27 protein-coding genes are annotated in these 26928 nt (G+C 44.9%); 22 read left to right on the top strand and 5 right to left on the bottom strand.

Going from position 1 to position 26928, the window contains the following annotated elements:
* Window positions 1-182: 182 nt before the first annotated feature.
* Window positions 183-854, bottom strand: a complete 672-nt coding sequence (locus J2X05_RS11220; RefSeq protein ID WP_310072458.1) for a BON domain-containing protein — start codon at window positions 852-854, stop codon at window positions 183-185.
* A gap of 174 nt (window positions 855-1028) precedes the next feature.
* Between J2X05_RS11220 and J2X05_RS11225 the strand changes: the two genes are divergently transcribed.
* The 10 genes from J2X05_RS11225 to J2X05_RS11270 all read left to right on the top strand — a co-directional run bounded on the left by J2X05_RS11225 (window position 1029) and on the right by J2X05_RS11270 (window position 9940).
* Window positions 1029-2297 carry an AI-2E family transporter gene (locus tag J2X05_RS11225; RefSeq protein WP_310072460.1) on the top strand — a complete coding sequence of 423 codons (1269 nt, stop codon included), beginning with the start codon at window positions 1029-1031 and terminating at the stop codon, window positions 2295-2297.
* A 256-nt stretch (window positions 2298-2553) separates the two neighbouring features.
* Window positions 2554-2736 (top strand): DUF1328 domain-containing protein, encoded by a 183-nt coding sequence (locus J2X05_RS11230; protein ID WP_445343908.1) that lies wholly within the window; start codon window positions 2554-2556, stop codon window positions 2734-2736.
* Window positions 2737-2825: 89 nt separating this feature from the next.
* The gene (locus tag J2X05_RS11235) at window positions 2826-3119 is read left to right on the top strand and encodes a hypothetical protein (RefSeq protein ID WP_310072462.1); all 294 of its coding nucleotides are present in this window, start codon (window positions 2826-2828) and stop codon (window positions 3117-3119) included.
* An 11-nt stretch (window positions 3120-3130) separates the two neighbouring features.
* Complete coding sequence (locus tag J2X05_RS11240) at window positions 3131-3649, top strand: hypothetical protein (RefSeq protein ID WP_310072464.1); 519 nt, start codon at window positions 3131-3133, stop codon at window positions 3647-3649.
* Between the two features lie 323 nt (window positions 3650-3972).
* Window positions 3973-5298, top strand: coding sequence for a sigma-54-dependent transcriptional regulator (locus tag J2X05_RS11245; protein WP_310072466.1), 1326 nt, complete (start codon window positions 3973-3975; stop codon window positions 5296-5298).
* A 9-nt stretch (window positions 5299-5307) separates the two neighbouring features.
* The gene (locus tag J2X05_RS11250) at window positions 5308-5544 is read left to right on the top strand and encodes a histidine kinase dimerization/phospho-acceptor domain-containing protein (RefSeq protein ID WP_310072468.1); all 237 of its coding nucleotides are present in this window, start codon (window positions 5308-5310) and stop codon (window positions 5542-5544) included.
* Window positions 5541-7070, top strand: coding sequence for a sensor histidine kinase (locus tag J2X05_RS11255; protein ID WP_310072470.1), 1530 nt, complete (start codon window positions 5541-5543; stop codon window positions 7068-7070). The genes J2X05_RS11250 and J2X05_RS11255 overlap by 4 nt, the downstream gene beginning before the upstream one ends.
* A gap of 40 nt (window positions 7071-7110) precedes the next feature.
* Window positions 7111-7554 carry a response regulator gene (locus J2X05_RS11260; protein ID WP_310072471.1) on the top strand — a complete coding sequence of 148 codons (444 nt, stop codon included), beginning with the start codon at window positions 7111-7113 and terminating at the stop codon, window positions 7552-7554.
* A gap of 24 nt (window positions 7555-7578) precedes the next feature.
* The gene (locus tag J2X05_RS11265; protein ID WP_310072473.1) at window positions 7579-9522 is read left to right on the top strand and encodes a response regulator; all 1944 of its coding nucleotides are present in this window, start codon (window positions 7579-7581) and stop codon (window positions 9520-9522) included.
* Between the two features lie 211 nt (window positions 9523-9733).
* A complete protein-coding gene (locus J2X05_RS11270) occupies window positions 9734-9940 on the top strand; it encodes a hypothetical protein (RefSeq protein ID WP_310072475.1) in 207 nt (68 codons plus the stop codon).
* Between the two features lie 115 nt (window positions 9941-10055).
* On the opposite strand, the gene miaB is transcribed toward J2X05_RS11270, so the two are convergent.
* Entirely contained in the window at window positions 10056-11429 is a 1374-nt protein-coding gene (gene miaB, locus J2X05_RS11275) for a tRNA (N6-isopentenyl adenosine(37)-C2)-methylthiotransferase MiaB (protein ID WP_310072476.1), read from the bottom strand.
* Between the two features lie 204 nt (window positions 11430-11633).
* Between miaB and J2X05_RS11280 the strand changes: the two genes are divergently transcribed.
* Window positions 11634-12059 carry a hypothetical protein gene (locus J2X05_RS11280; protein ID WP_310072478.1) on the top strand — a complete coding sequence of 142 codons (426 nt, stop codon included), beginning with the start codon at window positions 11634-11636 and terminating at the stop codon, window positions 12057-12059.
* 93 nt (window positions 12060-12152) lie between these two features.
* Window positions 12153-12482, top strand: coding sequence for a DUF6172 family protein (locus tag J2X05_RS11285; protein WP_310072479.1), 330 nt, complete (start codon window positions 12153-12155; stop codon window positions 12480-12482).
* A gap of 76 nt (window positions 12483-12558) precedes the next feature.
* On the opposite strand, the gene J2X05_RS11290 is transcribed toward J2X05_RS11285, so the two are convergent.
* Window positions 12559-13959, bottom strand: a complete 1401-nt coding sequence (locus J2X05_RS11290) for a DEAD/DEAH box helicase (protein WP_310072481.1) — start codon at window positions 13957-13959, stop codon at window positions 12559-12561.
* A gap of 284 nt (window positions 13960-14243) precedes the next feature.
* Between J2X05_RS11290 and J2X05_RS11295 the strand changes: the two genes are divergently transcribed.
* From J2X05_RS11295 to J2X05_RS11320, 7 genes are all read left to right on the top strand, one after another.
* On the top strand, window positions 14244-14585 hold the full coding sequence (locus J2X05_RS11295; protein WP_310072482.1) for a DUF1820 family protein: 342 nt from the start codon (window positions 14244-14246) through the stop codon (window positions 14583-14585).
* Between the two features lie 50 nt (window positions 14586-14635).
* Complete coding sequence (locus tag J2X05_RS11300; protein WP_310072483.1) at window positions 14636-16099, top strand: FGGY family carbohydrate kinase; 1464 nt, start codon at window positions 14636-14638, stop codon at window positions 16097-16099.
* Between the two features lie 217 nt (window positions 16100-16316).
* The gene (locus J2X05_RS21195) at window positions 16317-16535 is read left to right on the top strand and encodes a YHYH domain-containing protein (RefSeq protein WP_374725269.1); all 219 of its coding nucleotides are present in this window, start codon (window positions 16317-16319) and stop codon (window positions 16533-16535) included.
* Window positions 16536-16967: 432 nt separating this feature from the next.
* Window positions 16968-17753, top strand: coding sequence for a hypothetical protein (locus J2X05_RS11305; RefSeq protein WP_310072485.1), 786 nt, complete (start codon window positions 16968-16970; stop codon window positions 17751-17753).
* A gap of 66 nt (window positions 17754-17819) precedes the next feature.
* On the top strand, window positions 17820-18089 hold the full coding sequence (locus tag J2X05_RS11310) for a hypothetical protein (protein WP_310072487.1): 270 nt from the start codon (window positions 17820-17822) through the stop codon (window positions 18087-18089).
* Window positions 18090-18451: 362 nt separating this feature from the next.
* Window positions 18452-19216: a hypothetical protein gene (locus J2X05_RS11315; RefSeq protein ID WP_310072489.1), complete on the top strand. Its 765-nt coding sequence runs from the start codon at window positions 18452-18454 to the stop codon at window positions 19214-19216.
* A complete protein-coding gene (locus tag J2X05_RS11320) occupies window positions 19177-20472 on the top strand; it encodes a hypothetical protein (RefSeq protein ID WP_310072491.1) in 1296 nt (431 codons plus the stop codon). Before J2X05_RS11315 ends, J2X05_RS11320 begins: the two co-directional genes overlap by 40 nt.
* Before the next feature lie 294 nt (window positions 20473-20766).
* On the opposite strand, the gene J2X05_RS11325 is transcribed toward J2X05_RS11320, so the two are convergent.
* Window positions 20767-22200, bottom strand: coding sequence for a DHA2 family efflux MFS transporter permease subunit (locus J2X05_RS11325; protein ID WP_310072493.1), 1434 nt, complete (start codon window positions 22198-22200; stop codon window positions 20767-20769).
* Between the two features lie 252 nt (window positions 22201-22452).
* Between J2X05_RS11325 and J2X05_RS11330 the strand changes: the two genes are divergently transcribed.
* The 3 genes from J2X05_RS11330 to J2X05_RS11340 all read left to right on the top strand — a co-directional run bounded on the left by J2X05_RS11330 (window position 22453) and on the right by J2X05_RS11340 (window position 25368).
* Window positions 22453-22938: a VOC family protein gene (locus J2X05_RS11330; RefSeq protein ID WP_310072495.1), complete on the top strand. Its 486-nt coding sequence runs from the start codon at window positions 22453-22455 to the stop codon at window positions 22936-22938.
* Window positions 22939-23015: 77 nt separating this feature from the next.
* Window positions 23016-24188 carry a glycerol-3-phosphate dehydrogenase/oxidase gene (locus tag J2X05_RS11335; protein ID WP_310072496.1) on the top strand — a complete coding sequence of 391 codons (1173 nt, stop codon included), beginning with the start codon at window positions 23016-23018 and terminating at the stop codon, window positions 24186-24188.
* A gap of 163 nt (window positions 24189-24351) precedes the next feature.
* The gene (locus J2X05_RS11340) at window positions 24352-25368 is read left to right on the top strand and encodes an aspartate carbamoyltransferase (protein ID WP_310072498.1); all 1017 of its coding nucleotides are present in this window, start codon (window positions 24352-24354) and stop codon (window positions 25366-25368) included.
* A 120-nt stretch (window positions 25369-25488) separates the two neighbouring features.
* Here the strand turns inward: J2X05_RS11340 and J2X05_RS11345 are convergent, their stop codons facing one another.
* Window positions 25489-26772 carry a diguanylate cyclase gene (locus tag J2X05_RS11345; RefSeq protein ID WP_310072500.1) on the bottom strand — a complete coding sequence of 428 codons (1284 nt, stop codon included), beginning with the start codon at window positions 26770-26772 and terminating at the stop codon, window positions 25489-25491.
* Window positions 26773-26928: the final 156 nt, after the last annotated feature.

Genomic DNA, 26928 nt, shown 5'->3' on the forward strand with positions numbered 1-26928 from the left:
GACTAAACCATTCGGCGGAAGTGATAAAGCCTAAATTACTGCTGAATCTGTGCTGAATGGTTCTTTAATTTAATTGTTTTTTTAGGTTGTTTTAGTAACTCTTTGTATTTGTTGTTATTTTTAATTTTATATGACTGTCGATACGGGGGCGACAGGCGCCCCCGGAATATTTGCTTTTGCAATCAGGATTTTACCAGCAAGTTATTCACTACCCCTTTTACATCATTATGTTTGGCCGCTATAGCCTGTGCCAACGCTTTCTCTTCCTGTGATTTTACTTTGCCTGACAAAGTCACTTTGTCGTTGAGTGTATCCACATCAATGTCGATGCCCTTAATATTTTTGGATGCCAAAAGCTCAGTTTTAATCGCCGCAGTCGTGGAAACATCGGTCACGTACTGGGCAAAACTACGGCCCTTAAGACGATTGGATTCCGCCACCTTGGCGGGTTTTTCAATAACCTTTATTTTGTTCGTCACTGAGTCAATCCCCTCAATACCCAGTGCAATATTTTCTGCAAGCTCTCTGTCAATATCGGAATATACATTTCCTTCCAGCGTTGCTCTATCGCCATCCACGCGAATGTCAATTTCGAACGGGTTGAGGTGTTTATTAAGGATCAACGCAGTCTCCAACTTGCTTTCAATCCAGCCATCTTTGAATGCGGACTTACTGTCTTGCCAGGTTTGTTCACTGTCTTGTTTAAATTCGGCCCAAAATTCGGCAGCTGATTGTTTTTCAGTGTAGGTGCTGTTGGTTGTACCTGACTCTTTGTTGGCGGCTACTGACATGGTAGCAGTTAGTGCAAATGCACTCAGTGGCATGGCAATCGAATAAAATAAAGTCGATTTCATGATGTTCTCCTTTTGCTAACTGTTTTGTAACTCGGTCAATCGTAAAGCAGAAAGTTAAAAAGTAGTCGATGCGTTTAACTAAAAACGCATACAAAAATAATGCTGATTTTATGCCAATTTCCTAAAAACACCCTAAAGCCCACGTCTTTCTTGTGTAGGAAGTAAAAACAAATTATGTATTTTAATTTTAAAATTAAAATAAAAATTCTAAATAAATTTGAAAAATCTACAAAATTTGTAAATTTTATGTGCATTTTAAATGCTCTTTCGGTTGTGATTTTAAATGTCTGTTACAGGTGGTATGAAAATAGCAAGAGCCTTTGGTCACTGCAGCAAATTGAGGAAGGCCATATGAATAGCACTTTCATCATCCGTGAGCCAACTAGTAGAAAAGACGGCGTTATTTCCTTGGCGCTGAATATATTAGTTGTGATTGCGGTGCTTTATACCTTGTATTTTTGTCGCACATTGATGCTTCCTATATTCGTAGCAGGTTTTATAGCGTTGTTTTCCAGCCCGCTAGTTCGTTTTGTTGCTGGTTTTAGAGTGCCGCATGCCCTTGCAGCAGCATTAGTCGTGCTTCTTCTAATTGTGGGGTTGGGGGCTACCTTTGTGATTCTTGTTGGGCCGGCGGGCCATTGGCTGGATAGTTTGCCAGCCTTGGGTGACAAACTTGTAGCGCAAATTAATGGATTGTCAGATAGATTTAATCTGTTCAGGGCACAAATATTGCCCGATGCAGAAGGGCACAGTGGCGCGGTTGGTAATGCACTGGAAACTATTTTCTTTTCTGCATTTTCTGTGGTTGCGGGAACAACGGCAATGTTTTTAATAGAAATTGTCGCGGTGTTTGTAATCACCTATTTTTTTCTTGTATATGGCGATAATTTAATGCGAAATTTGGTGCGTGCCCAATCGTCTTTTGCTGAGAAAAAGAAAGCGGTTATTATTTTTCAAACTGTACGTGATGATATTTCACGTTATGCACTGTTGATTTCCATTATTAATATTGGTTTAGGTCTGGCGACGGCCTGTGTAATGGCACTGTTGGGTGTAGACGATCCATTTCTCTGGGGGGCTTTAGCGGCCATCTTGAATTTTGCACCTTATATAGGCCCCTTGGTTTTATCAATCATCTTGACTGGCGTGGGCTTCATTGAATATGAAACTTGGGGCTTGGCACTCATGGTGCCCGGCAGCTTTTTGCTGTTAAATTTTATTGAGTCACAACTCGTTACGCCGACAGTATTGGGGCAACGTTTCAATATGAATCCCTTATTGGTAGTGTTGTGGATGTTTGTCTGGGGTTGGGTATGGGGCGTAATCGGGCTGCTAATTGCAATTCCCTTATTGGTTTGTTTTAAAATTTTATCTTCGCACCTTGATTTAATTGGCTGCTGGATCAATGTGTTGGATGGCGATAATAGCTGTGAAAAGAGGTAGTAACACGATGATTGTTGTGTAAGGTTTTCTACCTTTTGTAACCTTTGCAATATTTATATTTCAATATTTTTTTGTTTAATAGTTTTTAAGCATAATTACCATCTGCACACCACCATCCGTATTGTCGATCATGTTATAAGTGCATGAATCCATTGGTTTTATCTCTTTTTTATCTTAATTGCTTATTTCAAAGAACAATATGTACTTTCTGTAAAAAGGAAATAACTTGGCACGTTCATTGAAGGTAACAATATGAATGCTTAAAAAGGAGAATCCCATGCTTTATTATTCGTTGATATTTTTTATCGTTGCCATTATTGCCGGTCTTCTCGGTTTTGGTGGCATTGCCGGTGCGGCATCAGGGATAGCACAAATTTTATTTTTTGTGTTTTTAGTGCTTTTTGTTTTGTCGCTGATTTTTGGTCGTCGCCGTCTTTAAGTGACAGCATCACTACGCTGTTATCGCAAGTGTGAGTAACTTACACAGTCCTTAATGTGTTTAATTAACCAAACTGAGAGGTAATAACCATGGCTACTCAAGCTTCATTAAAAAGTAATGAGAATGGTAAATTGGACGATATCTCTATGTCAGAGGCTATTGCTCAATTTAAAGAAGCAACATCCAGTATTTATGATGCTGTTGGTTCTATTGGCAGTGCAACTGCTGCTAACGCAAAAATTCACCTTCAAGAAGGTAAAGCACGCGCCTTGGAGTTGGAAGAAAAAGCTGAAGAAGTTGTTAGGGCTAAACCCCTGGTGACAGTGGGCGTCGCTTTTGCGGCGGGTTGGTTAGTATCTTATTTATTGCAACGTCGCCACTGAGTTGTCGGTTCATGAATAGTCATGATCATAAAAAAAATTCCCCTGATGTTAAAAATCCTCGGGGGAGTTTTCTAGGTGATAAACTTTTAGGGGAAAGTACGACAGAAAATAATGCGTCGCCACTCTCTTCTGCCAGTTGGGAAGCCGATGTAGAGCAAACCTTGCAGCTGGGAGAGCAATTGGTAGGCTTTATCGGGGGTGTCGTGGATTTAGCGAGGGTAGAGGCTTTACTTGCTATTCGTACTTTCCCTAAGTTGATCATGTTGTGGCTGTTAATGATGCCCGTTATGTTATTAACCTGGTGCGCTTTTTCTGTACTTATGGCGTGGGCGGTATTTGCAGCAAGTGGGCAGATCGGTTTGGGTATGCTGACGTTTTTTCTGCAGCAGGTATTATTGTTATTAGTCTGTCGTTGGTTGTTTGTAAAATATCGTACACGTATGACCTTGCCCTGTACGCGCCTACAAATTGATAATTTTGTACGGAGTATGCAAGATGGATTTAATAGCAGAGATAAAACGAAAGAATGATCAGTTATTGTTGCAAAATACAGTGCTGCAGCAATGTTGGTGTGCAAGAATTAATACGTCTAAATTCAGTTCATTTTTGATTACGTTTGCAATAGCTCCTTTTATTGCTGGTGCCGTGACCCAGCTCGTATTGGGAGCTAAAATCCTCATGTCGCATCAGCTGTACCGTGTTGCTTTGTCTGGTTTGAGATTTTGGTCGCAGCGCTCGATTGGCACAAAAAAGTGAATTGTATCGCTAAGTTCGTTATAGCTGCTGCTTTCTTCTCTCTGACTGGTGCTAGAATACGCCTCGATGCTAGCTAGCTAACATGAGGAGTTTGATTGTGGCTGATGTCTTACTGGTTGACGACGATAAACGTTTTCTGGACGCAACTGTGCAACTGCTGGGGTTATTGGGGCATAGTGTGACTGCTGCAGATTCTGTTGCACAGGCTCGGGAGTTGATCAGCAAAAATGTCTACACCCATATGATTTTGGATTTAATCCTGCCCGATGGCAGCGGCTTGCATTTGCTGGAAGCCTTGCCAACCCCGAATACCACGAAAATTACACTTATTACTGGTCACCCCTCTGTTAAATCGATTGTAAAAAATTTATATGGGTCAAATATAGGCTACCTCATCAAGCCCATAGATTTGCAACAATTGGAATCACTTTTTGAAGAAAAAAAGCTGGCATTTGCCAAATCAGAGTCCTCTATCAAATTACATTTTGGTTATTTGGTTGGTGAATCTGCACCCATGCGCCATCTATATGAAATGATTGAACGAGTGGCGGCAACCAAAGCCAATGTTATGTTGTTGGGTGAGAGCGGTGTAGGAAAGGAAATGGTGGCTGCAGCGATTCATTATGCCAGTCAGGTAGAGGGGGATTATGTTGCGGCCAACTGCGGCGCTTTTTCACGTGAGTTGATCAATAGCGAATTATTTGGTCATGAGAAGGGAGCTTTTACCGGTGCAACCCATCGAAAAATTGGCGTATTTGAACAGGCAAATAAGGGAACTTTATTTCTAGATGAAATTACGGAGATGCCAATTGATCTTCAACCTAATTTATTGCGCGTATTGGAAACCCAGAAAGTGACCCGCTTGGGCGCCACAACGAGTGTTGATATTGAGGGAAGGGTTGTTTCCGCAACTAATCGCACCGAACAAGATATGGCCGTGCAGGGTTGCTTGCGAGAGGATTTATATTTTCGTTTGGCGGTGTTTCCCATTCACATTCCACCGTTGCGCGCGCGCAAAGAAGATATCCCATTATTAGTCCAGCATTTTTTGGCTGGATTTAATCAGGAATATAATGGCGCCATAGGTATTAATGACGAATCAATGAAACGATTGATTGATTATGACTGGCCAGGCAATGTACGCGAACTGCGTCATGCTATTCATCGCGCTTACATTATGGCTGATCAACAACAAAAGGTATTGGTGTTGCCTGAAAATCTTACATCACCTTTTTCTAAAGTTGCTCATCAGCCTCAGGCGGGTATTCGTGTTGGGAAAACAGTTGAAGAGGTTGAGCGTGAGCTTATAGAGTCTACTCTGGAGCATTTTGATGGCGATAAAAAGCAGGCTGCCGATATTCTTGGTATCAGTTTAAAGACACTCTATAACCGATTGAACAGTTATGGCAATGTTGAGTTATAGGAGTTGAATATGGACGGCGAAAAAAATCGATTTGTGCATGACTTGCGCAATCCTCTCAATACCATTTCAATTAACGCAGAGCTGGGTAAGTTGACCTTGGAGCGCACAGGGGATATACGTAAAGCAATCAGTATATTTGAGACTATTTTGACGGAGTGCCAGCAGTGTAGCCAGGTGCTCGAAACACTGCACAATACCCGGTTCACTCGTGCGCTCGATAGTAGTAGCGAGGGCGGGGAGACGTGAGTAGCGACTCATTAATCGGTAACAATCCATTCAATAAATATATTATCAATAAGCTGCCTAGCTCTGTGTGGGTGATGGCTCTTTCCGCTGCCATTACTTTTTTTGCTGTTAGTGCTGTACTTGCCTATCGCTCTATTGATGTGATTACTGAAAATAACATCAGTATTAATAATACCTTGCATACAATTAATTTGATTAAAGATCTAAACACGGAACTTGCGGCAGCAGAATCCAGTCAAAGAGGTTACCTGCTAACTGAAGATGCCGATTATCTTCAGCCTTATCACCAAACATTGGTTGTGGTCGATGATTTATTAAATCGGTTGGGCGAATCGACAACGCAACTACCGCAACAAAAAAATCGTTTCGAACTTCTTCACAATTATGTGAGAAAAAAAATTGATGAAATGCAACGGATAGTGGCATTGACCAATAGGGATGAAATTCGAGCGGCAATACGTCAGGTTAAAACCGACGAGGGTATTGAATTGATGCGTGCTATTTCACAGCTACTGGGTGAAATGGAAAATGAAGAATTTACGTTGCTGGAAAAAAACAAAGTGGTCGCAGCAGAGAATAAGCAATTTATTCTCATGGCGTTGTTGCTGGCGAATGGTATTGGTTTGATTCTATCGTTAGGCGTTTTTTATACCTTGTACCGTAATTCCAATAAAGTAGCGGAATTGAATTCAGCCCTCGCGCTCGCTAATGCCGAATTGGAAGAAAAGGTCGGTGTGCGCACCCAAGCGTTATTGCAATACTCCGAGGAATTGCAACGCAGTAACCGGGAGTTGGAAGAGTTTGCCTTCGTTGCCTCCCATGACTTACAAGAGCCCTTGCGTAAAATTCGTGCTTTTGGTGATCGATTGCAACAAAAATTTTCTGGTCAGTTAGGTGAAACGGGTTCTAATTATGTTGTGCGCATGCAGGCGGCGTCTGAACGTATGTCAGCGTTAATTGATGATCTATTGAGTTTTTCGCGCGTGACCACAAAACAGCGGCCATTTGTTAGGGTCGATTTAAATGAAGTCATGCATAGGGTGATGGATGATCTTGATTATGCGATTGAAGAAACCAATGCCCAATTACATATAGATCCTATGCCAACAATTGATGCCGATGCTTCGCAAATGGCACAAGTATTTATGAATCTGGTCGCCAATAGCTTGAAATTTCATTCGCCTGATGCGCGCCCTATTATTGCCATCACTTGCGAAAGTAACCTGGCATCACCTATAGCGGATGATAAACGTCACTGGTGCTGTTTACGCTTCGCCGATCAAGGTATCGGATTTGAGGCTCAATATGCTGAGCGGGTATTTAGCCTATTCCAGCGTTTACACGGACGCGACGAGTATTCCGGTACTGGTATAGGTTTGGCTTTATGTCGAAAAATTATTGAACGCCACGGCGGTACAATTACAGCGCAGAGTGAACCCGGTGAAGGTGCCATATTTACAATCTTTCTACCTATGACACAAATGGTGATAGAGCCTTTAATCGATTTGCTTGCGGATGCTCCATAGCAGTGAGATGTCGCTATTTTAGCAAACTAAGGATGTACCTATGAATGTTCCCAAAAAAACCTTGATCATTTTAATGGCAGATGATGATGCTGATGATCGTTTGTTAGCACAAGAAGCTATGCATGAAAGCCGTGTTCTCAATGAATTGCATTTTGTTGAGGATGGGGTGCAATTGTTAAGCTATTTGCGTGGTGATAATGATTTTAGTGATCGCGCATTATACCCAATGCCAGGTTTGATCTTATTGGATTTAAATATGCCAAAAATGGATGGCCGTGAAGCGCTGGCAGAAATTAAAGCTGATCCTAGACTGCGTCGTATCCCGGTTGTGATTTTAACAACATCAAAAGCGGAGGAGGATATGGTGAAAGGTTACGATCTTGGTGCTGCATCCTATATCACCAAACCCGTGACATTTGATGCATTGGTTGAATTGATGCGCACTTTGGGAAAATATTGGGTAGAGTTTGTGGAGCTGCCGTAATTATCAAGGAGGCAAAAAGCTAACATGCATCATGTAAAGCTACTAATTATCGATGATGACGAAGATGACTTCATACTCGTTAAGGATTTACTCGAAGATATTAGTCATACCTGCATCCTGGATTGGGCCTCGACCTATGAGGCGGGCCAGCGATTATTAGCAGAAGATAGACACGACCTGTGTTTGATGGATTATAAACTCGGTGCACGTGATGGTATTGAATTGTTAAAGTTTTCCAATGAAGTAGGTTTTTCTGGCCCGGTTATCTTGCTTACTGGTATGCATCAGGTTGAGGTGGATCGTCAGGCGTTACAGGCAGGTGCTGTTGATTATTTAGTAAAATCCAAACTCAGTGCCGAACAACTTGCGCGCGCAATTCGCTATGCATTGGCGCGTCGTGAAGTTGAGCGCGAGCGAGTAGAGCGGTTAAAGGCAGAAGCTGAGAATCGTTCAAAAAGTGAATTCCTTGCCCATCTCAGCCATGAATTGCGCACACCACTTTCTGCCATTTTAGGGTTTACCGAATTATTACTGAATAAAAGCAATGATTCAGAAAGCTCTGCGCATTTGCGTATAGTGCATCGCAATGGCAAACACTTACTTGGATTGCTCAATGATATTTTGGATTTATCTAAAATTGAGGCGGGTAAATTGGAGTTGGAGAAGCAACCGATTTCGCTTTCAGCTTTTCTCACTGATATCTATTTTTTAATGCAAGGTGCTGCAGCTGACAAAAATTTGCAGTTGCGCATTGAAGCACCGCACCCATTACCCATTGTTATCTACAGCGATCAAATGCGTTTGCGACAAATTTTGTTAAATTTGATGGGCAATGCGATTAAATTCACCCGTGAAGGGGAAGTCCTATTAAAGATTGATTGGCTTGAGGAGAATGGAAATAATAAAATCTGTTTTTGTGTCAAAGATTCCGGAATCGGTATTTGTGCAGAGACTCTTAAAGTTATTTTTGAACCTTTCGTGCAATCAAAAAATGCACAAGTTCATCCTCGTGCGGGCACCGGGCTAGGGTTGACGATTAGTAAACAGTTAGTGGAACGCTTGGGCGGAAATATAGAGGTCCGCAGTGAAGTTGGTGTAGGGAGCGAGTTCAGTTTTACCTTGGAGCTGGATCATCTTGAATGTGTAGAAACCGAAATTCTTGCATTAAATTTTGATAAACCGGAAGAGCTTCATGTACAGATACCACATTTTACTGGCCGCGTACTAGTAGCTGATGATTTGCGCGATATTCGTACTCTGGTGGGGCAATTTGTTCAACTTACCGGCGCGGAAGTGGTTTACGCCACCGATGGCGCGGATGTTATCCGTATCGTTAATTCCGATAACCTTGCCGATAAAACGTTCGATTTGATTTTGATGGATATTCATATGCCGGTTATGGATGGGCATCAGGCTGCGCAGCAGTTGCGCTATCAGGGTTTTACGCGGCCGCTGGTGGCACTAACCGCAGCACATATGAAAGGTGATATGGATCGGTGTTTTGAATCGGGGTTTACAGCGTATTTAAGTAAACCACTTGATCAAACCCGGCTTTATAATTGTTTATCTCGATTTCTGTCTCCTGCGAAGAGTGGGCTCTCCAAGAATGAACCGGTAATACCACCACAGCAAAAATCCATTTTAGTCGTGGAAGATGATGCAGATGCTTTGGCAGCAATGGAGGGGTTATTAACCCTTATAGGCTGGCAAGTATTTAGTACCCAGTATGCCACTGCCGCCTTGGCAGCAATTGAGCAACACAAACCGGATACAGTGCTGATCGATTTGAATTTGCCTGATATGAATGGTTATGACTGTGCTGCACAAATTCATAAGTTAAACCCTCAACTGCGTATTATTATTGCCAGCGGAGAAGCTGTTAATCCTCAACGGGCTGCAGATGTCGGTGTTACGGCCAGTTTATTAAAGCCAGTGTCGCTCGCCCAGCTTGAGGCTATATTGGCCTAAGTAATTTGAGTGGATTGTTGTTTTGGCGGATTGTTAAATAATTGTGCTAGTTCTATTCAAATTTTGTAAAACATACAAAATTCAGATGCCATCCTGATTTTATTTATACCTCCTGTGCCGGTAAAGTGCCCGCCAATTCTGTGTTTTGCAGGATTGGCACGCAATACGCTATATATTCTGTGTCGATACAACCACTGCATAAGGAGTTTTTATGAATTTATTACAACGTGTATTTATCATCGCTTTGTTAGCTGTGCCCTTAGCTGCATGTGACTCCAACGATGGATCAGCTGAAAAGCTGGGCGAGAATGTTGATAAAGCGCTTGATGAAACCCGCGATAAATTGGATGACACCGCGGATGAAATCAAGGATGGTGTTGAGGATGCTTGCGAAGAGGCATCCGACAAGAACTGCTAGTGTTTAACTATTGATAGTTTTACCTACAGTCTTGGCAAATAAAAATCCCCGTGTTGGTATTGCCAGCATGGGGATTTTTTTATTGCGCTTTTCAATTCCTATTTTTGGGGAATAATTATTTTATCCAGTCTGCATCCAGTTCCGAGCTGACCAATGTGCCGCGCAATGAATTGGTCAGCGCTTCTTCGATAAGAATATCGGCAAATTTACCAATTAGATCGGCATTGTCGCTGCGGAAATTCACTACGCGATTATTCTCGGTGCGGCCGCAGAGTTGGCCGGGATCTTTTTTGGAATAACCGGTCACCAGAATGCGCTCGGTATTGCCCACCATGCGGCGACTAATTGCCAGCGCTTGTTGGATCAAACGATCCTGCAAAATAGCAAGGCGATGTTTCTTCACTTCTTCCGGTGTGTCATCGGGGAAGTCAGCCGCAGGAGTGCCCGGGCGTGCGCTGTAAATAAAACTGTATGACGTATCAAAATCCATATCCTGGATCAGCTTCATAGTTGCTTCAAAATCGGCATCCGTTTCTCCGGGGAAGCCGATAATAAAATCCGAAGAGAAACTGATATTAGGGCGATTCTTTTTGATGCGGCGCAATTTGGATTTGTATTCCAGCGCGGTGTGGCCGCGCTTCATAGCCATCAATATACGGTCAGAGCCGCTCTGCACCGGCAAGTGAAGGTGGCTTACCAATTCGGGAACCTGGTTGTAAACCTCAATCAGCGCATCGCTGAATTCCACCGGGTGCGATGTCGTGAAACGGATGCGATCGATACCATCGATGGCAGCAACGTAGGTAATCAATTCCGCCAAATCAATCTGGGTTCCGTCTGCTGCATCGCCGCGATAGGCATTCACGTTTTGGCCGAGCAAGTTGACTTCACGCACACCTTGTTTGGCGAGGTGCAGAATTTCTGCCATCACATCGGCCACCGGGCGGCTGACTTCTTCACCGCGGGTGTAGGGTACTACGCAGAAGGTGCAGTATTTGGAGCAGCCTTCCATGATCGATACAAAGGCGCTGACGCCATCGGCATCGGGTTGTGGCAAACGGTCAAACTTTTCAATTTCAGGAAAGCTGACATCCACCACGACTACGCCGTTGCTTCTCTTGGTTTCCATCATTTCCGGCAGGCGATGCAGGGTTTGCGGGCCGAAAATTAAATCCACGTAGGGTGCGCGCTTGGCGATAGCAGCACCTTCCTGGCTGGCAACACAACCGCCGACACCAATCACCAGGTCCGGGTTCTTTTTCTTGAGTTTTTTCCAGCGACCTAGTTCATGGAACAGGCGTTCCTGTGCTTTTTCGCGGATGGAGCAGGTGTTGATAAGAATGACATCAGCATCCTCCGGGTCTTCGGTGGGCACCATGTTGTGCGATTCACCCAACAAATCCTTCATGCGCGATGAATCGTACTCATTCATCTGGCAGCCGTGGGTTTTGATATAGAGCTTTTTGCTGGGCACTTCAGTGGTGGACATCGAACGACTACCTGCTTGGAATTACGCTGACTGATGCGTGTTGCTAAATCACGGTTTGGTTACGCCGTTGATCGAAAAACGCGCAGAAAAAGAAGGCGCGCATTATAGCTATCTTACGGGGTAAAGCCTATAGAAAAGGCCTTGGCATTCGACGATCGATGAATTAGCCTGCGGCGGTTTTTATCCTCTATGAGCCAATAATCCATGAATGCCATACTCGACCAAATCGCCGATGTCTATGTACCTCTGCTATTAGCCATTGCATTGGGTGTTGCAACCGTTAAATGGATGAATGGCCAGCGCTGGTTTTGGCTGCGTTTGCTGGCGTCAGCACTGCTGGTGTATGGATTGATGTTTGCCGATAACCGCTGGCATTGGTGGCCAGCGCTGGGGTTGGATTATTCCACCCACACTGCGGCGGCTCTGGCTTTGGCGATATTTATTGGTGTTGGATTGCGTACTCGCTTGGTGTGGATTCTGTTGGGCACGAGCCTGTTGGCCTACGGTGAGCTGATGTTTTATCTTGGCTACCACACTTGGCGTGATATGGGCGCAACTGCCGCTGTGATTGGTGCAGGGCTCTGGTTGATTTATCGCGCGCCGCTTGGACGGTTTGGCCATCGCCGATAGAGCCAGCGCAGGTGAGGGCGCCCGTGTTACTATGCGCGCCCGCGATCCAGCCTGGTTATGGCTGTTCCCGATTCAAATTCTTATAGGTAAACCATGAAAAAGACGTTCAAACTCCATGTCGAAGGCAAAAATAGTGACCGCGTATTGGAGGCCATCAAGCACGAAGTGCGCAAATACGTAAAACGCGAACGCCGCAAAACCCTGCCAAAAGGTGTCGATTACTGGGCATTCGATTGCAAATTTGGCGTGACGGCGGATGTCGCAGAAGTGGTGCGTTTGGGCGAACTCACCAAAAAGATGGATGAAGTTGCGGTTGCTGGTGGCGATAGTTTTTACGTTGAGATTTTAGCTGCGCACGGCATCCGCAAACCGCGCGAAGCTGGTGATGACAGTATTGATGATGACGAAGATCTGAATGATTAATCGCTCAGGTCAGATGTAAAAAAGCCGCCTCAGGAACCCCGGAGGCGGCTTTTTTATTGCCATCAATTCTGTTGGCTTATTTCTTTTTCGGGCGTGTTGATCTACCCAGTGTGCTGGCCGGGCGCGCATCTTTTGAGCCGGCGCGTTTGGGTTTGCTGGCAGGTTTACTGCTGGTTTTGGTTGTAGCAGTGCCTCTTCCTGATTTGGGGGCGGCCGATTTAGATGTACCCGCTTTGGCAAAGCCTGATTTTTTAGGGTCGCCTGCTTTGGATCTGCCCGAAGGTTTGCTTGCCAATTTCAGCAAACCACTTTTGGGTTTGCTTGCGACTTTGACGACTTGTTCGGTCACTTCAAAATCTTTGATTTTTTCGCGTTTGATTTTGGTGCCGATCACTTCTTCGATCAGCGATATTTTGTGTTCTTCAGCGGGTGTCACCAATGAAATTGCGACACCTTTTTTACCGGCGCGACCCGTGCGGCCGACGCGGTGTACATAGTCTTCAGTAAAGAAGGGTAGATCGAGGTTGACGACATAATCCAGCCCCTGGATATCCAAGCCGCGCGCGGCGACTTCGGTCGCCACCAACACTTGCAGTTTGCCTTCTTTAAATTCCTGCAGCGCACGTTTGCGCGAACCCTGGGTTTTTTCGCTGTGGATTACCGCCGCGTCAACCTTATCGAGTTTCAATGCCTTGTGCAGGTTCTCCGCTTCTTCGCGGGTGCTGCTGAACACCATCACCTGATACCAATTCTGTTCGCGCAGTAAATGGATGAACAGTTCATATTTGCGGTCGCTGTCCACCGGGTAGAGCACGTGGTCCACAGTTTCCGCGACTGAATTGCGCTTGGAGATGGAGATCAGGGTGGGTCGGTTCATTGCCTGCTTGGCGAGATTGGTAACCAGCGGTGAGCTGGTTGCCGAAAAAAACATCGTTTGGTGTTTGCGCACAATGCTGGTGAGGATCGCGTGCATATCGGTAACAAAACCCATATCCATCATGCGGTCGGCTTCATCGAGTACCGCGAATTCCACTTTGGCCAAATTGATATTGCCCAGCTCGACATGCTCCATCAGCCGCCCCGGTGTTGCTACCAGAATATCGACACCCGCGCGCAGCTTATTGGCCTGGCCGGTGAGTTTTACTCCGCCATAGACGGTAGTGATTTTAAACGGCGTGAACTGCGCGAATTGCTGCATTGCCTCGGCGATTTGCTGCACCAGTTCGCGCGTAGGCGCGAGGATCAGGGTGCGTACAAAACCGGCCTCGGTGTGTTTGGTTTTTTCCAGCATTTGCTGCAATACCGGCAGGCTATAGGCGGCGGTTTTACCCGTGCCAGTCTGGGCGGTAGCGAGCAGGTCGATGCCGCGGCGTGCAGCGGGAATCGCCTCCTGCTGGATGGGCGTCAGGGTTTTAAAGCCAATGATTTTAATGGCATGGAGTAATTCGGGTGCGAGGCCGAGGGAGGCAAAGTTCATAAACAAATCGACTGGTTAGTATTCAAGGCCGCGCAGTATACCGGTTAACGCCCTGTATTAGGTGGTTCTAGCTTACCTAAACCACGGGTTTCTGCCCCTGCGGTGAGAAAATTTAAGGTTAGGCTTTAGGGTGGTTAATAACCCAATCGACTAATAGCTCTGTATGAAAATCAGTCAAATGGGGCGAGAATAGAGGAAACATGTGGTATCCTGCGCGCCCTTTGCAAGGTCTGATCAGGTACCTTGCCCGAGCTGTTTATCAAATGATTTCCCAAGAGAGTGTTATGGCTGTTAAACCCGTATACAAAGTGATATTCCTCAACCAAGGTCAGGTTTACGAAGTATTTTGCTCTGCGATTTACCAAAGCGAAATGTATGGCTTTATCGAAATTGAAGAGTTTGTATTTGGTGAGCGCAGTGGTTTATTGATAGATCCCGCCGAAGAAAAACTCAAAACCGAGTTTGCCGGTGTAAAACGCTCCTACATTCCGATGCATTCCATCGTGCGTATCGATGAAGTAGAAAAAGAAGGTCCCGCCAAGATTTCCGAGGTCAAAGGCGGCAGCGATAAAATCGCCCAGTTCCCCTACGGCGGATTTATGCCCAATCCCAACCTTGGCGAATAACATCTCATTTTCTCGCTACACTTGCTCAATAACCCTATTGAGCAAGTGTCATGTCCCAAGTCCATCTTCCCTCTGATCTTTTTCTTGCAATTGACCAAGGCGGCCAAAGCACCCGCGTTGCAATCTACTCAAGCACTGGCAAACAAATCTGTTGTTACTCTGCCGCCTGCGCAACAACACATCGCAGGCCTGCTCAATCGAGCTACGAATACATCGAACAAAACGGCGAAGAAATCCTCACCGGTATTCGCGACTGTTTGCAAAAAATACAACAGCATCTTGGCGACGATGTAACAAAAATCCAGGCCGCGAGTTTTGCCGGGCAGGGCTCATCGCTGTTGTGCTGGAACAATCAAACCGGTGCAGCGCTGACGCCAGTGTTAAGTTGGCAAGATATTCGCGGTGAACCTTACTTAACGAATAGTCCACTTACACACCAACAAACCCAAGAGCTCACAGGCTTGCGTTTGTCTCCGCATTACGGCGCAACCAAAATACGTTGGTGCCTTGAGCACGATAAAAACGTCGTACAAGCGCAACAAGACAATTGCCTCAGTATCGGCCCCATCGTCAGTTATATTTTTTGGCATTTGCTTGGCAAACAATCCCTTGTCGATCCCGGCCACGCCCAGCGCACCTTATTGTGGAATTTGCAGTGCAACGAGTGGGACCAATCGCTACTGGATATTTTTAAAATCCCACGCGCTGTTTTGCCGCATTGCCAATATCACAATAGCCACTTTGGCGATTTGCAGTTGGGCAATCACACCATCCCCTTCAGCGCGAGCGCGCGCGATCAAGGTGCATCACTTTTTGCGCGCGGTTTACCGGAGCCGGATAGCTGTTACATCAATATCGGCACCGGCGCATTTATCCAGCGCCTGAGTGAAAATTTGCATGCACCTGAAGGGTTATTGGTGAGCCCCCTCTGGTTGCCGGAAAATCCTGTAGATAAAAAATATTACGCATGGGAGGCAACCGTAAACGGCGCAGCGGCTGCGATCAGTTTTATCCAACAACAAACCGGTTTGGCAATTACACCGCAAGACATTGATAGCGCACTTGCACTAGATCCCACAGCTGATTGCTATTTCCTAAATGCCGTCGGCGGCCTAAGTGCACCTTATTGGCGAACCGATTTGCAATCGCGTTTTAGTGAAAACTTATCGGCAGAAGAAAAAATTCTCGCGTGGATTGAATCTGTTATTTTCCAGATTGTTATCAACGTGCAATTAATGAATCAACTTGGAAGCACAAAAAAAATAATTATCAGCGGCGGCTTCAGCAAAGCCGATGCTGTCTGCCAAAAAATTGCAGACCTCACCAACGCCAATATCCACCGCAGCGATAACGCGGATGCAACCGTACAAGGCGTAGCCTGCATGGCTGCCGGGTTACCGCAAAGTTGGAAGCCGGTTTTGCAAGAGGATGTATTTACCCCGCAACAAAACCCGGAATTACTGCAGCGCTTCACCAAATGGCAATCCGCAATGCAACAGTGGATTATCCCGTAGGGTCACCGCTTGCTACGCCCTACATTATCCGCGTGCGGCCACCATCGGTGTTACCAATCCGCCCATTAGGCTCCGTGTAATATGGTGTAATATTTTTGGCACTATAAGTCACATAATCTTTGTGGCTTCAGTCACAGGAGTGACCGCAGCAGTTTTGGCAGGGCAGGGATTGCAGTATGGAAATCTGGATAAGCCCTGACTTGGTTGCTATGGAATTATGGATATTAATAAAGCACTACTGCTTTGCCTGCTATTAATTCCTTCGCTCGTTTCTGCCCATGGTGGCAGAACAGATAAATACGGCTGCCATAACGATAGAAAAAACGGTGGTTATCACTGTCACAACGGCGGCTCAGCTCCAAAACCCCAAAGTATCCGCACGTCCGATAACGCAACGCGTACAACTTCAGCAAAATCTCATTCATTTTCAGGTTGATAATGAAATGGTTTTGGATGGTAAGGCTAGTTGTTTGTTGTTGGAGGTTTTGTTGGGGAAGGTGGGGTGAGGGCAGCTTTGCGCTCTTTTTTGATCAATGGCACAATCAAGGTGAGTTGCTGCGAGCCGCGCAGGCTGAGTTTACAAATCACAACGGATTGAAGGTCAGCAATGTGCCCAAAGCGGTCTTTGGTGCAGTAATGAATGGTTGGGTAGATGTTTACCTTAATAGAGTCCGCTAAAAGTTGAATTAAGCCGGAAATGTTCCGCCTTTAGCTCCCTTAACAGAAAATGATGGAACGACTGGAAGCCAGTAATGGCGTGGGCTTGGAAGAATTGTTGTTAAATATCTTTTAAAACCTATACGGAAAAATTCCGGCTCGAAATGCGGAAACTTTCCATCTAATTACATTATTAGGCAATGGGTGAGTTATGTTTAATTACAACCCAAGAGGGGAAAATCTTAGAGCTTTGGAGCAAAACATCCTAAAGTTTCGTGCTTTTGAGATGATCATGATTCTATTTTATGTTGAAGAGATAAAATTAATAGCTCTTAGAACCATTAGAGTCACAGACAAATTTAGTGACAATGAACGCTTGCAAGAAGGCACAACAAAGCTATACAAGAAGCTTTGGAAGATTCTTGTTTCAGAGAAAATTTTGACTGAAAATGAAAAATTGGATATAGAAGCGATAATTGACTACCGAAATGACATTGCTCATTCTACTCAAGAATTGGTTTTTGACTTGAATTTGGATTCATACTCAAAGAGCTTTGTTAAACTTTCTGGAGAAAAATATCAATATGGAGTTCTCAAACGATTAAAAAAATACAAAGACTTAATTTATGAGCGTTTTGCCGGCGGCTATGTATTTGAAATGAATATGAATCCCGTTCTATTTTCTCAGGCAGAAAGAACGTATTTAATTGAATTGAAACGACTCGATAAAAAAATTGTTAAATTGCTAAAGGAACGAAAAATAGAAAATAGGAAAATTGAAAATGAAATGAAATCTATTGGAAGGGAAAGAATTGAATCTCTTAAGCCTTGTCACCCCAAAAACTTTAAATCAAATGGTCAATTTACAAGCCTCGGGGAAAATTGTTTAAATTCACTTTTCTCCATGGGTTGCAGTTCCATTGTAATTAGCTATCTAATGAGAAGACCTCTTAAAACAATTAATAGAAAGAAAAAAGAATGGCTGAAAAATGCCTAACAAGCAATCAAACAGTTTATCGCGGCGTTACACTCTTTAGTCTTGACCCATACAAAGGCAAATTAAATGAACGAAGAATTTCTAAACCACCTAATAACAAACTGCCATGTAAGCCCACAGATCGAAGCAAAAAAGGATAAGATCAATCAAGAGTTAAAAGCTCATCCAGACTATATTCAAGGCATGGAATTTGAGGTTGCTTATTTTACACCTGATCGAAAGAGCAATAACCTTCATGTTTTTATTGACGAAGAGTGGAATCCTGAAACCAAAAGCAAAGCTAATAGAGTTTATGCCGAAGTGTTTAAAGCTAACGGCATTATTATAAATAGCTAAAATGAAAATTGCATGCCCAATACTTAATAGCATTAAATCAATTTTGCTTCAGCTGAAGCGGATCAATACCAAAGTTAGCTCTTTTATTGGAGAGTATAAGTGTAACAAGTCGTTCAAGCAGCAGTTAATTAGCAGGCTATAGTGCAGAAAGAGTTGAAGGGGAAGAGGAATTCAGTTACCCCTTCTATCTAGAGTCCGCTTTTGGACGTTGTGCGATGTAATTGACCTCAAACCATTTCCAATATATCCAGAGTGACTTAGTTGTGCCCAAAGCGGACTTTGATTTCTATTCTGCATAGCAAAATCAATGAATAATTAACGCACGCTAGAGTCGCCAAATTAATATACAGGAGAGAAGGTCTATGGGAGTTTTTAAAGATAACTTAAGAAACAGAAAAGTTATAGGTCCTACAAGTGTAAAATTTGATTTAAAAAAATGGGACAAACAGTGGATAAAGTTGCAGTCAGAGGACAAGGAAGATGTGGATATATATAATTCTGGAAAAATATTTTATGCGCTACTTGAAGAAATTAGGAGCGAGCTAGAACTACTCTACTCAAGAGTTCCCAGTCTTACGCGGGATGAACTAGTCAGATTATTTTTTGCGACTTCGAATAGAGATCGATCCATTCTTTCCTCCATGAATCCAGACAGCTTTACTAGCAAAGACTTAAGAACAATATCTACGAAAAATACAATCTCGGGTAACGAACTGACATTGACCGAAATATCAACGGCAGTAGTTGATGGAATAAACCTTGCGGTCAAGGCATTGCTAAACAAAGAAGATCCCATAGGAGATTTTCACGATTCACTTGATCCGATTGAATTTATGAAAGCAGAGATCTGCCTATCACAGCTTTACAGTGGATATGTAGAGCTCTGGATGGCTTTAGTTTACGGAGACTACGATTTTGTCTGTATAGATGAAACAAGAAAAATTTATGAAGTAAAACAATTAAAAACTCGTTCTGAAGAAATTTATGAAATAACACAATCACGTAGATTGAAATTAATGGAAGAGTCGATTATGGCGATATCTAGTATAGATCTAGACCTAGATATCTTTAAAAAATCTCATTTTAAATGCCTAAAAGTAGTGGGCTCAGGGAAAAAAGGAAAATAGTTTCCGGAAAATTAGGTGGAACAGATAAAGAAATACAGTTGATATTTTACTCCGCTTATATGTTAGCAATGGATATTAGAGAGAAGTTTCCTGAATACTATTTCACCGACATTATTAACGACTACAAAGTGTGCTTAGATGATGTACTAGCTGTTTTTTTACAGCTTAAAACGCTGGCGGCTTACATGTCGAGAAGGTTTCCCGAAGATGACAGTGCACGTAATGTGAAGAAATTAAACGAATTCTGCCCTGTAGTGAAAAAACAAGAGTTAATTTTAGCGATATCAAAATCATTAGATATGGATACAAGCAGAGTTTCAAATTCACTGAAATTTTTATCATTTGATGATGTAAACAGTTCAGATCTATGGTGCCACCCGATTGTTGACTTTGGAAATGGAGAAATGATCCTCCTAACCTGCGCCATTTCAGATTCAACTATGGATAGACTGATAGAACATTGGCTAATAAAAGCGCGCGAAGAAATAAAAGAAAAAGGATTCTCTTATGAGGGTTTAGTTATCGATGTAGTATCAGATGCAATTGAAACCAGTAGCGTTTTCTGTGACTACAATAAGCCAGTCAGCAAAACTTTTAAAATTAATGGTATTGAAGAAGAGATAGATTTTTTGATGAGGATTAGTGGAATAATTGTGGTCGCCGAGTGTAAGTCAGTGGTCGCAACTGACTCTTCAATTTCTTACTGGCGAACAAAAAATATTCTTCAGGATGCGGAAGATCAAGTAAAAAGAAAGTCACAATTTGTTGAATCGAATATAAATTATATATTCTCTACGTTAGGTTGGAATTATGATCCTGAACAAAAATACACGATTGTTCCCCTTATAATAACTAGCAATAAAATTCATTCAGGATTTAAGTACAACGATACATATGTCTCTGATGAGGTTTTTTTAAAGAAATATTTTAATTCAAATATAGTGCCGCTGTTAAGCGTAGGCGTGGATGATCATATTGCGTGGTTCAAATTATACGAAGATGAAAGCGAAGCCATAAAAAACTTTACTTTATACTTGGACACGCCACCTCAGTTTGGAAGAGATAAATCAAATTTTGAACATAAAACCACAAAAAATCCTTATTTCAATGAGGACTCATACAAAATAATGTATTCGCGATTAACAATGAAAGAAGTTTCTATCGAAGACATCGTTAATCATGAAAGATTTAAGTTTCCATTATTAAAATCAGATAACTTCGATCAGGTTATATCAGAAATGGATTTTATTATTTAATTTAACAGGCTTTCATAAATATTAACTAAAACTTTGGCACTTTCGGTATTTTCTTATATGAGATTTATGTTGGAAAGATAATCGTAATGCAGGTGTACAGAGCGAATGTCCGCTCTTGGCCGAAGGCGGTCTCCCGACCGCCCGCAAAAAAACCTACCCAATCCTCTTCTCACAAAACTCCTGCATTTCAATAAAAACTTCGGCAAACCACCAACACCCTGCACGAATAAATATAGGAGCGCAGCAAGCGGCGCCCCTATGTTTGATATTTAATCGCGAAATTGAATATCGTTTTTACGTCACCCGATCAGCCGGCCCTATACCGCGACTAATATTATCGCCATCATCTTTACGCAGCGACCAGAACGACAGCGATGAAATAATTGTCAGGCAACCGAGCGTAATAAATGCGTGGTGCAATGCGCTGGTAACAGCGGCGCGGTCTGATTGCGGTAAATCGCCGAGATATAAAGCTGCAATAATGGATGCGAATGCCAGCCCGAAGCTGACGGATAATTGTTGTAATGAACTGGCGATGGTGGCGGCCATGCTGGCTTGTTCGGATGACATGTCGGCATAGGCCATGGAATTCATGCTGGAATATTGCAGCGAATTAAACAAACCTTGAGCGAGGCTGATTGCGACTATCCAGCCAAGCGCAGTCTCACTATCGACAGTGGCGAATAACATAATGGTGATGCCGATCAAGAGTGTGTTGATAATTAACACTGAGCGGTAACCGAATTGTTTTAGCAGGCGGATCGAAATCACTTTCATAAACATTGCTGCCGCTGCGGCGGGCATTAGCAATAAACCGGATTGCCATGCGGGGTATCCCAACCCGACTTGATATAGCAGCGGCAATAAAAATGGCATGCCACCTAATCCAAGTCGAGTGATAAATCCGCCTGCTACGGCAACGCGAAATGTTCTGGTTTTAAATAATGAAAGTTGCAGCAGTGGATGCAGATGTTGGTGCGCATGCCAGCCATAAGCTCCCAATAGCGCGAAGGATAATGCGACTAAAATACCGGTCAATGTCGCATTCAAATAATGCTCACCGAAAATTTCCAGCACCCACGACAGCAATGCAATTCCGCAACCGAATAACACACAGCCAATAATATCCAAGGGCGGCGGATTATCGGCGCGGTAATCCGGCATATGGCGGTGAATCAACCAGAGCGCAATCACACCCACTGGCACATTCACCAAAAAAATAATTTGCCACGGCAACCAGTGCACAATGAGTCCGCCAATGGTGGGGCCAAGCAGGGGGCCAATTAGCGCAGGAATAATCACAAAATTCATCGCGGCTAATAATTCGGATTTCGGAAAAGTGCGCACTATGGCGAGCCTGCCGACGGGTAACATCATCGCGGCGCCTATGCCTTGTAAAATTCGTGCAGCAACCAGCATGGGTACATTCTGCGACAAGCTGCAGAGAATGGATGCGAGGGTGAATATACCAACGGCTGCTGCAAATACACGCCGGGTGCCGAAGCGGTCTGCCATCCAGCCGCTCACCGGAATTCCCACCGCGAGACTCAACACATAGCAGCTCACAACCGCTTTAAGGCTCAGGGGGGTGACAGAAAAACTGGCGGCGATGGCCGGCACGGCGGTGTTGAGGATGGTCGCGTTCAAATGTTCCATGAACAGTGCGATCGCTACTAACCAGGGCAGATAACGTTTTACGACTGCGATGTCTACCGAACGCTTGACCAAATTTTCCACCGGATGTTGTGTAGCAAAATGCAGGGATATTGAAACGTAAAGAATATCTGCCTGTGTGAGACATCTGTAAGTTTCGAACGGGGATTGTAATCTAGCGCGCCTACTTTTGCCGTTTGATTCCGCACAAAGTTATTGAGTTCGCCAGTAGTAGAATGCCTGGGTGATTTACCGTACGGTTCATTAATCGAGGTTGTTATAGGGTTCGCTGTGGCGAGCATTAAAATTTCATAATGGAGAATTGACATGACTACGCACGTAAAAAATAGAATTTGTCTTTGGTATGTTGATGACGCTGAAGATGCAGCCCGGTTTTACGCCGAAACATTTCCTGATTCTTCCGTCGGTGCGGTACTTCGTGCACCGGGTGATTATCCCTCGGGAAAACAAGGCGATGTATTAACGGTGGAATTTACGGTAATGGGAATTCCATGCCTGGGTCTTAATGGTGGCGATACTTTCAAGCACAGTGAGGCGTTTTCGTTTCAAGTCGCAACGGCTGACCAGGCTGAAACCGATCGCTATTGGAACGCGATTGTCGATAACGGCGGCGCAGAGAGCGAGTGTGGATGGTGCAAGGATAAGTGGGGTTTGTCATGGCAGATTACGCCGGTGGTGCTCAGCCAAGGTATAGCTGATCCGGACCCAGCGGTCGCCAAACGTGTTTTTAATGCAATGATGCAAATGAAAAAAATCGATGTTGCCAGAATTGAGGCGGCGTTGCGTGGGTAAAAACAACAACCTGACCCGTCGAACATTTTTACATTCCTGTCCTATACTTCCCCTGTCTTTCATGCGGAATAACAAGAATGAAATATGACATTGTCGTCATTGGGGCGGGGATTCAGGGGGCTGGTGTTGCACAGGCGGCAGCCGCTGCTGGCTATTCGGTTTTGGTGGTGGAGCAAACGGCGCCGGCAGCAGGTACATCGAGTAAATCGTCCAAATTAATTCACGGTGGTTTGCGTTATTTGGAGACGGCGCAATTCGGGCTGGTGCGCGAGAGTTTACGCGAGCGGGCGTTATTGTTGCGTTTGGCGCCGGAGCTGGTGAAGTTGCGCCCTTTGCATATTCCTGTTTATCAGGATTCAACCCGCTCGGCATTGACGATCCGCACTGGGCTTAGCCTTTATGCTTTGCTCGCAGGTTTGCATAAAGAGTCGCTGTTTACCCAATTGGGTAGAGACGAATGGAAAACCTTGACGGGGTTGCGCCAGGATAATCTCAAAGCCGTATTCCGCTATTACGAAGCCCAGACAGATGATGCCGCGCTGACCCGTTCAGTCTTGCAATCGGCTGTGGTATTGGGTGCTGATTTGTTGATGCCTGCGCGGTTTGTCGGTGCAGAGCGCAATGGCCAGTGCTGTAAAGTCGAAATAGAAACTGCCACCGGTCATGAGTCAATCAGCTGCCGGGTATTGGTCAATTGCGCGGGTCCTTGGGCGGGTGAGGTGTTGGCGCGCATCAAGCCCGCATTGGTATCGCCATCAATCGAGTTGGTACAGGGCAGCCATTTATTGCTGCCGCCAGTGTTGGACCAGTATTTTTACCTGGAGGCACCGCAGGATAAACGCGCCGTCTTTGTACTCCCTTGGGAGGGGCGGTTGCTGGTGGGTACTACTGAACGGGTGTTTACCGGTGCGCCGGAGCGGGCAGTTTGTTCACCGGACGAGCGTGACTATCTCCTTGCAACCCTCCGCCATTATTTCCCACAACTTGCTCTTCCTGTGTCAGGTGCGATTGAAACCTTTGCTGGCCTGCGTGTACTGCCCAAGAGTGATAAAAATGCGTTTGCGCGCCCGCGCGAGGTGATGTTTGCCGTGGATAATGAAACCCAACCGCGTGTGCTATCCGTTATGGGGGGTAAGTTAACGACCTATCGCGCTACTGCGCAGACAGCATTGGAGCGGCTCGCGCCTTCTTTACCCACCAAAGAGCGTCGCGCCGATACCGCGCTGGTAAGTTTGATTCCTGTCCATTGAATGCGCGATTCGGCTGGTTATTGATATAGTTGGCGCGGCAATAAGTTTTTCTCCGATGGCGTTGGTATCCCAGCCGCACTGCCGCTAAAATGGCGCCCGTTTTACCTCGTACTCTTTCAGGCTATTGCCTTTCCTGGCCAGCGGTCTCCGCTAAGGAATTCTTGTGAACTTTACCGGCGCGCATATTCTCTCCATCAAACAATTTGAACGTGCTGATATCCAGCGCATTTTTGACGTGGCCGATGCCATGGAACCCTATGCCCTGCGCCGCAAGGTGACGCGGGTATTGGAGGGGGCGATCCTGGGCAATATGTTTTTTGAGCCGAGCACGCGTACGCGGGTGAGTTTCGGTTCGGCGTTTAACCTGCTGGGCGGCAATGTGCGCGAGACCACCGGGTTTGAAAGTTCGTCGCTCACCAAAGGTGAATCCCTGTTTGATACCGCGCGCGTGCTCTCGGGTTATAGCGATGTCATTTGTATGCGCCACCCTCAAGCGGGATCGGTGGCTGAATTTGCTGAAGGCAGCCGCGTCCCTGTCATTAATGGCGGCGATGGTGCCAACGAACATCCGACCCAGGCGCTGTTGGATTTGTACACCATCCGCAAAGAATTGCGCTCCAAAAATCGCACAATTGATAATTTGCGTATCGCCATGATCGGTGATTTAAAACATGGCCGCACTGTGCACTCGCTGTGCAAACTCCTGTGTGTGTTTAGCAATATCAGCGTGACCCTGGTATCGCCCAAAGAATTGGCGATGCCGGAATACATTGTGGAAGATCTGCGCGCTGCAGGCCACCATGTGACGGTTACCGATGAGCTGCACTCCAGCATTAGCAATATCGATATCGCATACTCCACCCGTATTCAGGAGGAGCGCTTTGCGAGCAAGGAAGAGGCAGATCAATATCGCGGCCGCTTCCGCTTGAACCAATCGATCTACACCCAATACTGCGAACCTAATACAGTGATTATGCATCCACTGCCGCGCGATTCGCGCGCCGATGCCAATGAGTTGGATAACGATTTGAATGCAAACCCCAACCTCGCGATTTTCCGCCAAACCGATAACGGCGTATTAGTGCGCATGGCGTTATTTGCGCTGGTGTTGGACGTGGCGGATCAGGTAGATAAATTTTCGCGCGAGGTGAATTGGTATAATTCATTGCGCTCGAATTGATTGCGTTCGAATTGATTGTTAAGCAAGTTTATTTGTCTTCAATAAAAAATCCGCTTGTGGCGACACAAGCGGATTTTTTTATATCAGGGAATATTTTTTAAAAACGGAATGGAAAATTAGTCAGTGAATAACCTGGATAATTTTATTTAACAGTGCAGGAGCGCTCAGGCTTTTATCAAAACTGTTAGCTATGCCGAGTTTTTTGCCGATTTCCACATCGCTGCTATTGGACGAGCTGCTGACCAACGCGATTGAAATAGCTGCCGTTTTGGGTGTGCGGGCCAGTATTTTGCATAACTCCATTCCCGCTTCAGTGTTGGCGATATTGGTGCCGAGTAAAATTAAATCCGGGTGCAAATCTACCGCTAGCTCCAAACATTCTTTTTGCGATTCAGCTGTCAATAAATTGAAATGTGGTTGCAGGTGCGCGCTAAAGTGACGCAGCAATTCCTGGTCGGTATCGGCCAACAATAACGTCTTGTGGGTGGCAACTTCATCAATCCAACTGCGGTTGCGCCCCGCACGTTTTGCTTTGTAGAGCGCACGGTCGGCATTTTTAATTAATTCTTCCAAATCATGGCCGGTAGTCCGCAAACAGGTAGCGCCACCGATGCTGGCTGTTACATAGGTGCTGGAGGGCGAAACGTCATGGCGGATCTGGATATTTTCCAAGGCCTCGCTAATTGCCTGTGCAACGCGCATAGCACCTTTGGCATCGGTCTCGGGCAATAGCACAATAAATTCTTCACCGCCGTAGCGCCCTAAAATATCCGAGCTGCGGTGCAAACAACTTTTTATCGCGTGAGTTACTTTTTTCAAACAGGCATCACCAGCAGGGTGGCCGTAGTGATCGTTGAATAATTTGAAATGATCGACGTCAATCATCAGCGCGCTAATGGGTTGTTGGTGGCGTTTGGCCAGCGCCCACTGCTGCTGCGCCAATTCATTAAATGTGCGGCGATTATAAATTTGGGTGAGGCTATCGAGTTGGCTCAACGCCTCCAATTCAGCGTTGAGTTGGTTGAGCTGGTCGCGCATTTCGGCAATGCGTTCCATTGCGCGAATTTTCGCCTTGATGATCATAAAACTGACAGGCTTGATTAAATAATCGTCGCCACCAGCTTCAATTCCTTCGCGATAATTTTCATCTTCATTTAAGCCGGTGACAAAAATAATAGGAATCCAGTGACCGGCGAGCCATTCGCGAATCAAGCGTGTGGTTTCAAAACCGTTCAAGCCCGGCATTTCTACATCCATGATGATCATATCAACTGGCGTATTTTCAAGCAGTTGCAGGGCTTCTTCACCGCTGCGGGCAATCAAAGGTTCGTGGCCTGCATCAATAATATAATTGCGCATGGCAAAGCGGAGAGTGGCACTATCTTCAACCAGAAGAATTTTCATAGTCTTGCTTAAAAGGCGCTGTATTCAGGGAGACAAAATGAGTGTAGTCGTTTTTATTACTTTTGTAGTTTATGACCTGCCGCGCAGTGTAAGCAGCGAATGTCGATGAGTCGAATGGATAGCGAGACGAATGGCGAATTTTTGTCCATATCGGTG

The organism is Cellvibrio fibrivorans (assembly GCF_031457055.1).
GTDB lineage: Bacteria > Pseudomonadota > Gammaproteobacteria > Pseudomonadales > Cellvibrionaceae > Cellvibrio > Cellvibrio fibrivorans.

Bases quoted from the DNA above. Each gene is read 5' to 3' on its own strand.
- J2X05_RS11250 (WP_310072468.1), top strand. From the start codon at position 5,308: ATGGACGGCGAAAAAAATCGATTTGTGCATGACTTGCGCAATCCTCTC.
- J2X05_RS11235 (WP_310072462.1), top strand. From the start codon at position 2,826: ATGGCTACTCAAGCTTCATTAAAAAGTAATGAGAATGGTAAATTGGAC.
- J2X05_RS11330 (WP_310072495.1), top strand. From the start codon at position 22,453: ATGACTACGCACGTAAAAAATAGAATTTGTCTTTGGTATGTTGATGAC.
- J2X05_RS11230 (WP_445343908.1), top strand. From the start codon at position 2,554: ATGCTTAAAAAGGAGAATCCCATGCTTTATTATTCGTTGATATTTTTT.
- J2X05_RS11290 (WP_310072481.1), bottom strand. From the start codon at position 13,959: ATGAACTTTGCCTCCCTCGGCCTCGCACCCGAATTACTCCATGCCATT.
- J2X05_RS11225 (WP_310072460.1), top strand. From the start codon at position 1,029: ATGTATTTTAATTTTAAAATTAAAATAAAAATTCTAAATAAATTTGAA.
- J2X05_RS11280 (WP_310072478.1), top strand. From the start codon at position 11,634: ATGAATGCCATACTCGACCAAATCGCCGATGTCTATGTACCTCTGCTA.
- J2X05_RS11220 (WP_310072458.1), bottom strand. From the start codon at position 854: ATGAAATCGACTTTATTTTATTCGATTGCCATGCCACTGAGTGCATTT.
- miaB (WP_310072476.1), bottom strand. From the start codon at position 11,429: ATGTCCACCACTGAAGTGCCCAGCAAAAAGCTCTATATCAAAACCCAC.
- J2X05_RS11295 (WP_310072482.1), top strand. From the start codon at position 14,244: ATGGCTGTTAAACCCGTATACAAAGTGATATTCCTCAACCAAGGTCAG.
- J2X05_RS21195 (WP_374725269.1), top strand. From the start codon at position 16,317: ATGGATATTAATAAAGCACTACTGCTTTGCCTGCTATTAATTCCTTCG.
- J2X05_RS11240 (WP_310072464.1), top strand. From the start codon at position 3,131: ATGAATAGTCATGATCATAAAAAAAATTCCCCTGATGTTAAAAATCCT.
- J2X05_RS11285 (WP_310072479.1), top strand. From the start codon at position 12,153: ATGAAAAAGACGTTCAAACTCCATGTCGAAGGCAAAAATAGTGACCGC.
- J2X05_RS11320 (WP_310072491.1), top strand. From the start codon at position 19,177: ATGCCTAAAAGTAGTGGGCTCAGGGAAAAAAGGAAAATAGTTTCCGGA.
- J2X05_RS11300 (WP_310072483.1), top strand. From the start codon at position 14,636: ATGTCCCAAGTCCATCTTCCCTCTGATCTTTTTCTTGCAATTGACCAA.
- J2X05_RS11345 (WP_310072500.1), bottom strand. From the start codon at position 26,772: ATGAAAATTCTTCTGGTTGAAGATAGTGCCACTCTCCGCTTTGCCATG.
- J2X05_RS11260 (WP_310072471.1), top strand. From the start codon at position 7,111: ATGAATGTTCCCAAAAAAACCTTGATCATTTTAATGGCAGATGATGAT.
- J2X05_RS11270 (WP_310072475.1), top strand. From the start codon at position 9,734: ATGAATTTATTACAACGTGTATTTATCATCGCTTTGTTAGCTGTGCCC.
- J2X05_RS11335 (WP_310072496.1), top strand. From the start codon at position 23,016: ATGAAATATGACATTGTCGTCATTGGGGCGGGGATTCAGGGGGCTGGT.
- J2X05_RS11315 (WP_310072489.1), top strand. From the start codon at position 18,452: ATGGGAGTTTTTAAAGATAACTTAAGAAACAGAAAAGTTATAGGTCCT.
- J2X05_RS11305 (WP_310072485.1), top strand. From the start codon at position 16,968: ATGTTTAATTACAACCCAAGAGGGGAAAATCTTAGAGCTTTGGAGCAA.
- J2X05_RS11265 (WP_310072473.1), top strand. From the start codon at position 7,579: ATGCATCATGTAAAGCTACTAATTATCGATGATGACGAAGATGACTTC.
- J2X05_RS11310 (WP_310072487.1), top strand. From the start codon at position 17,820: ATGAACGAAGAATTTCTAAACCACCTAATAACAAACTGCCATGTAAGC.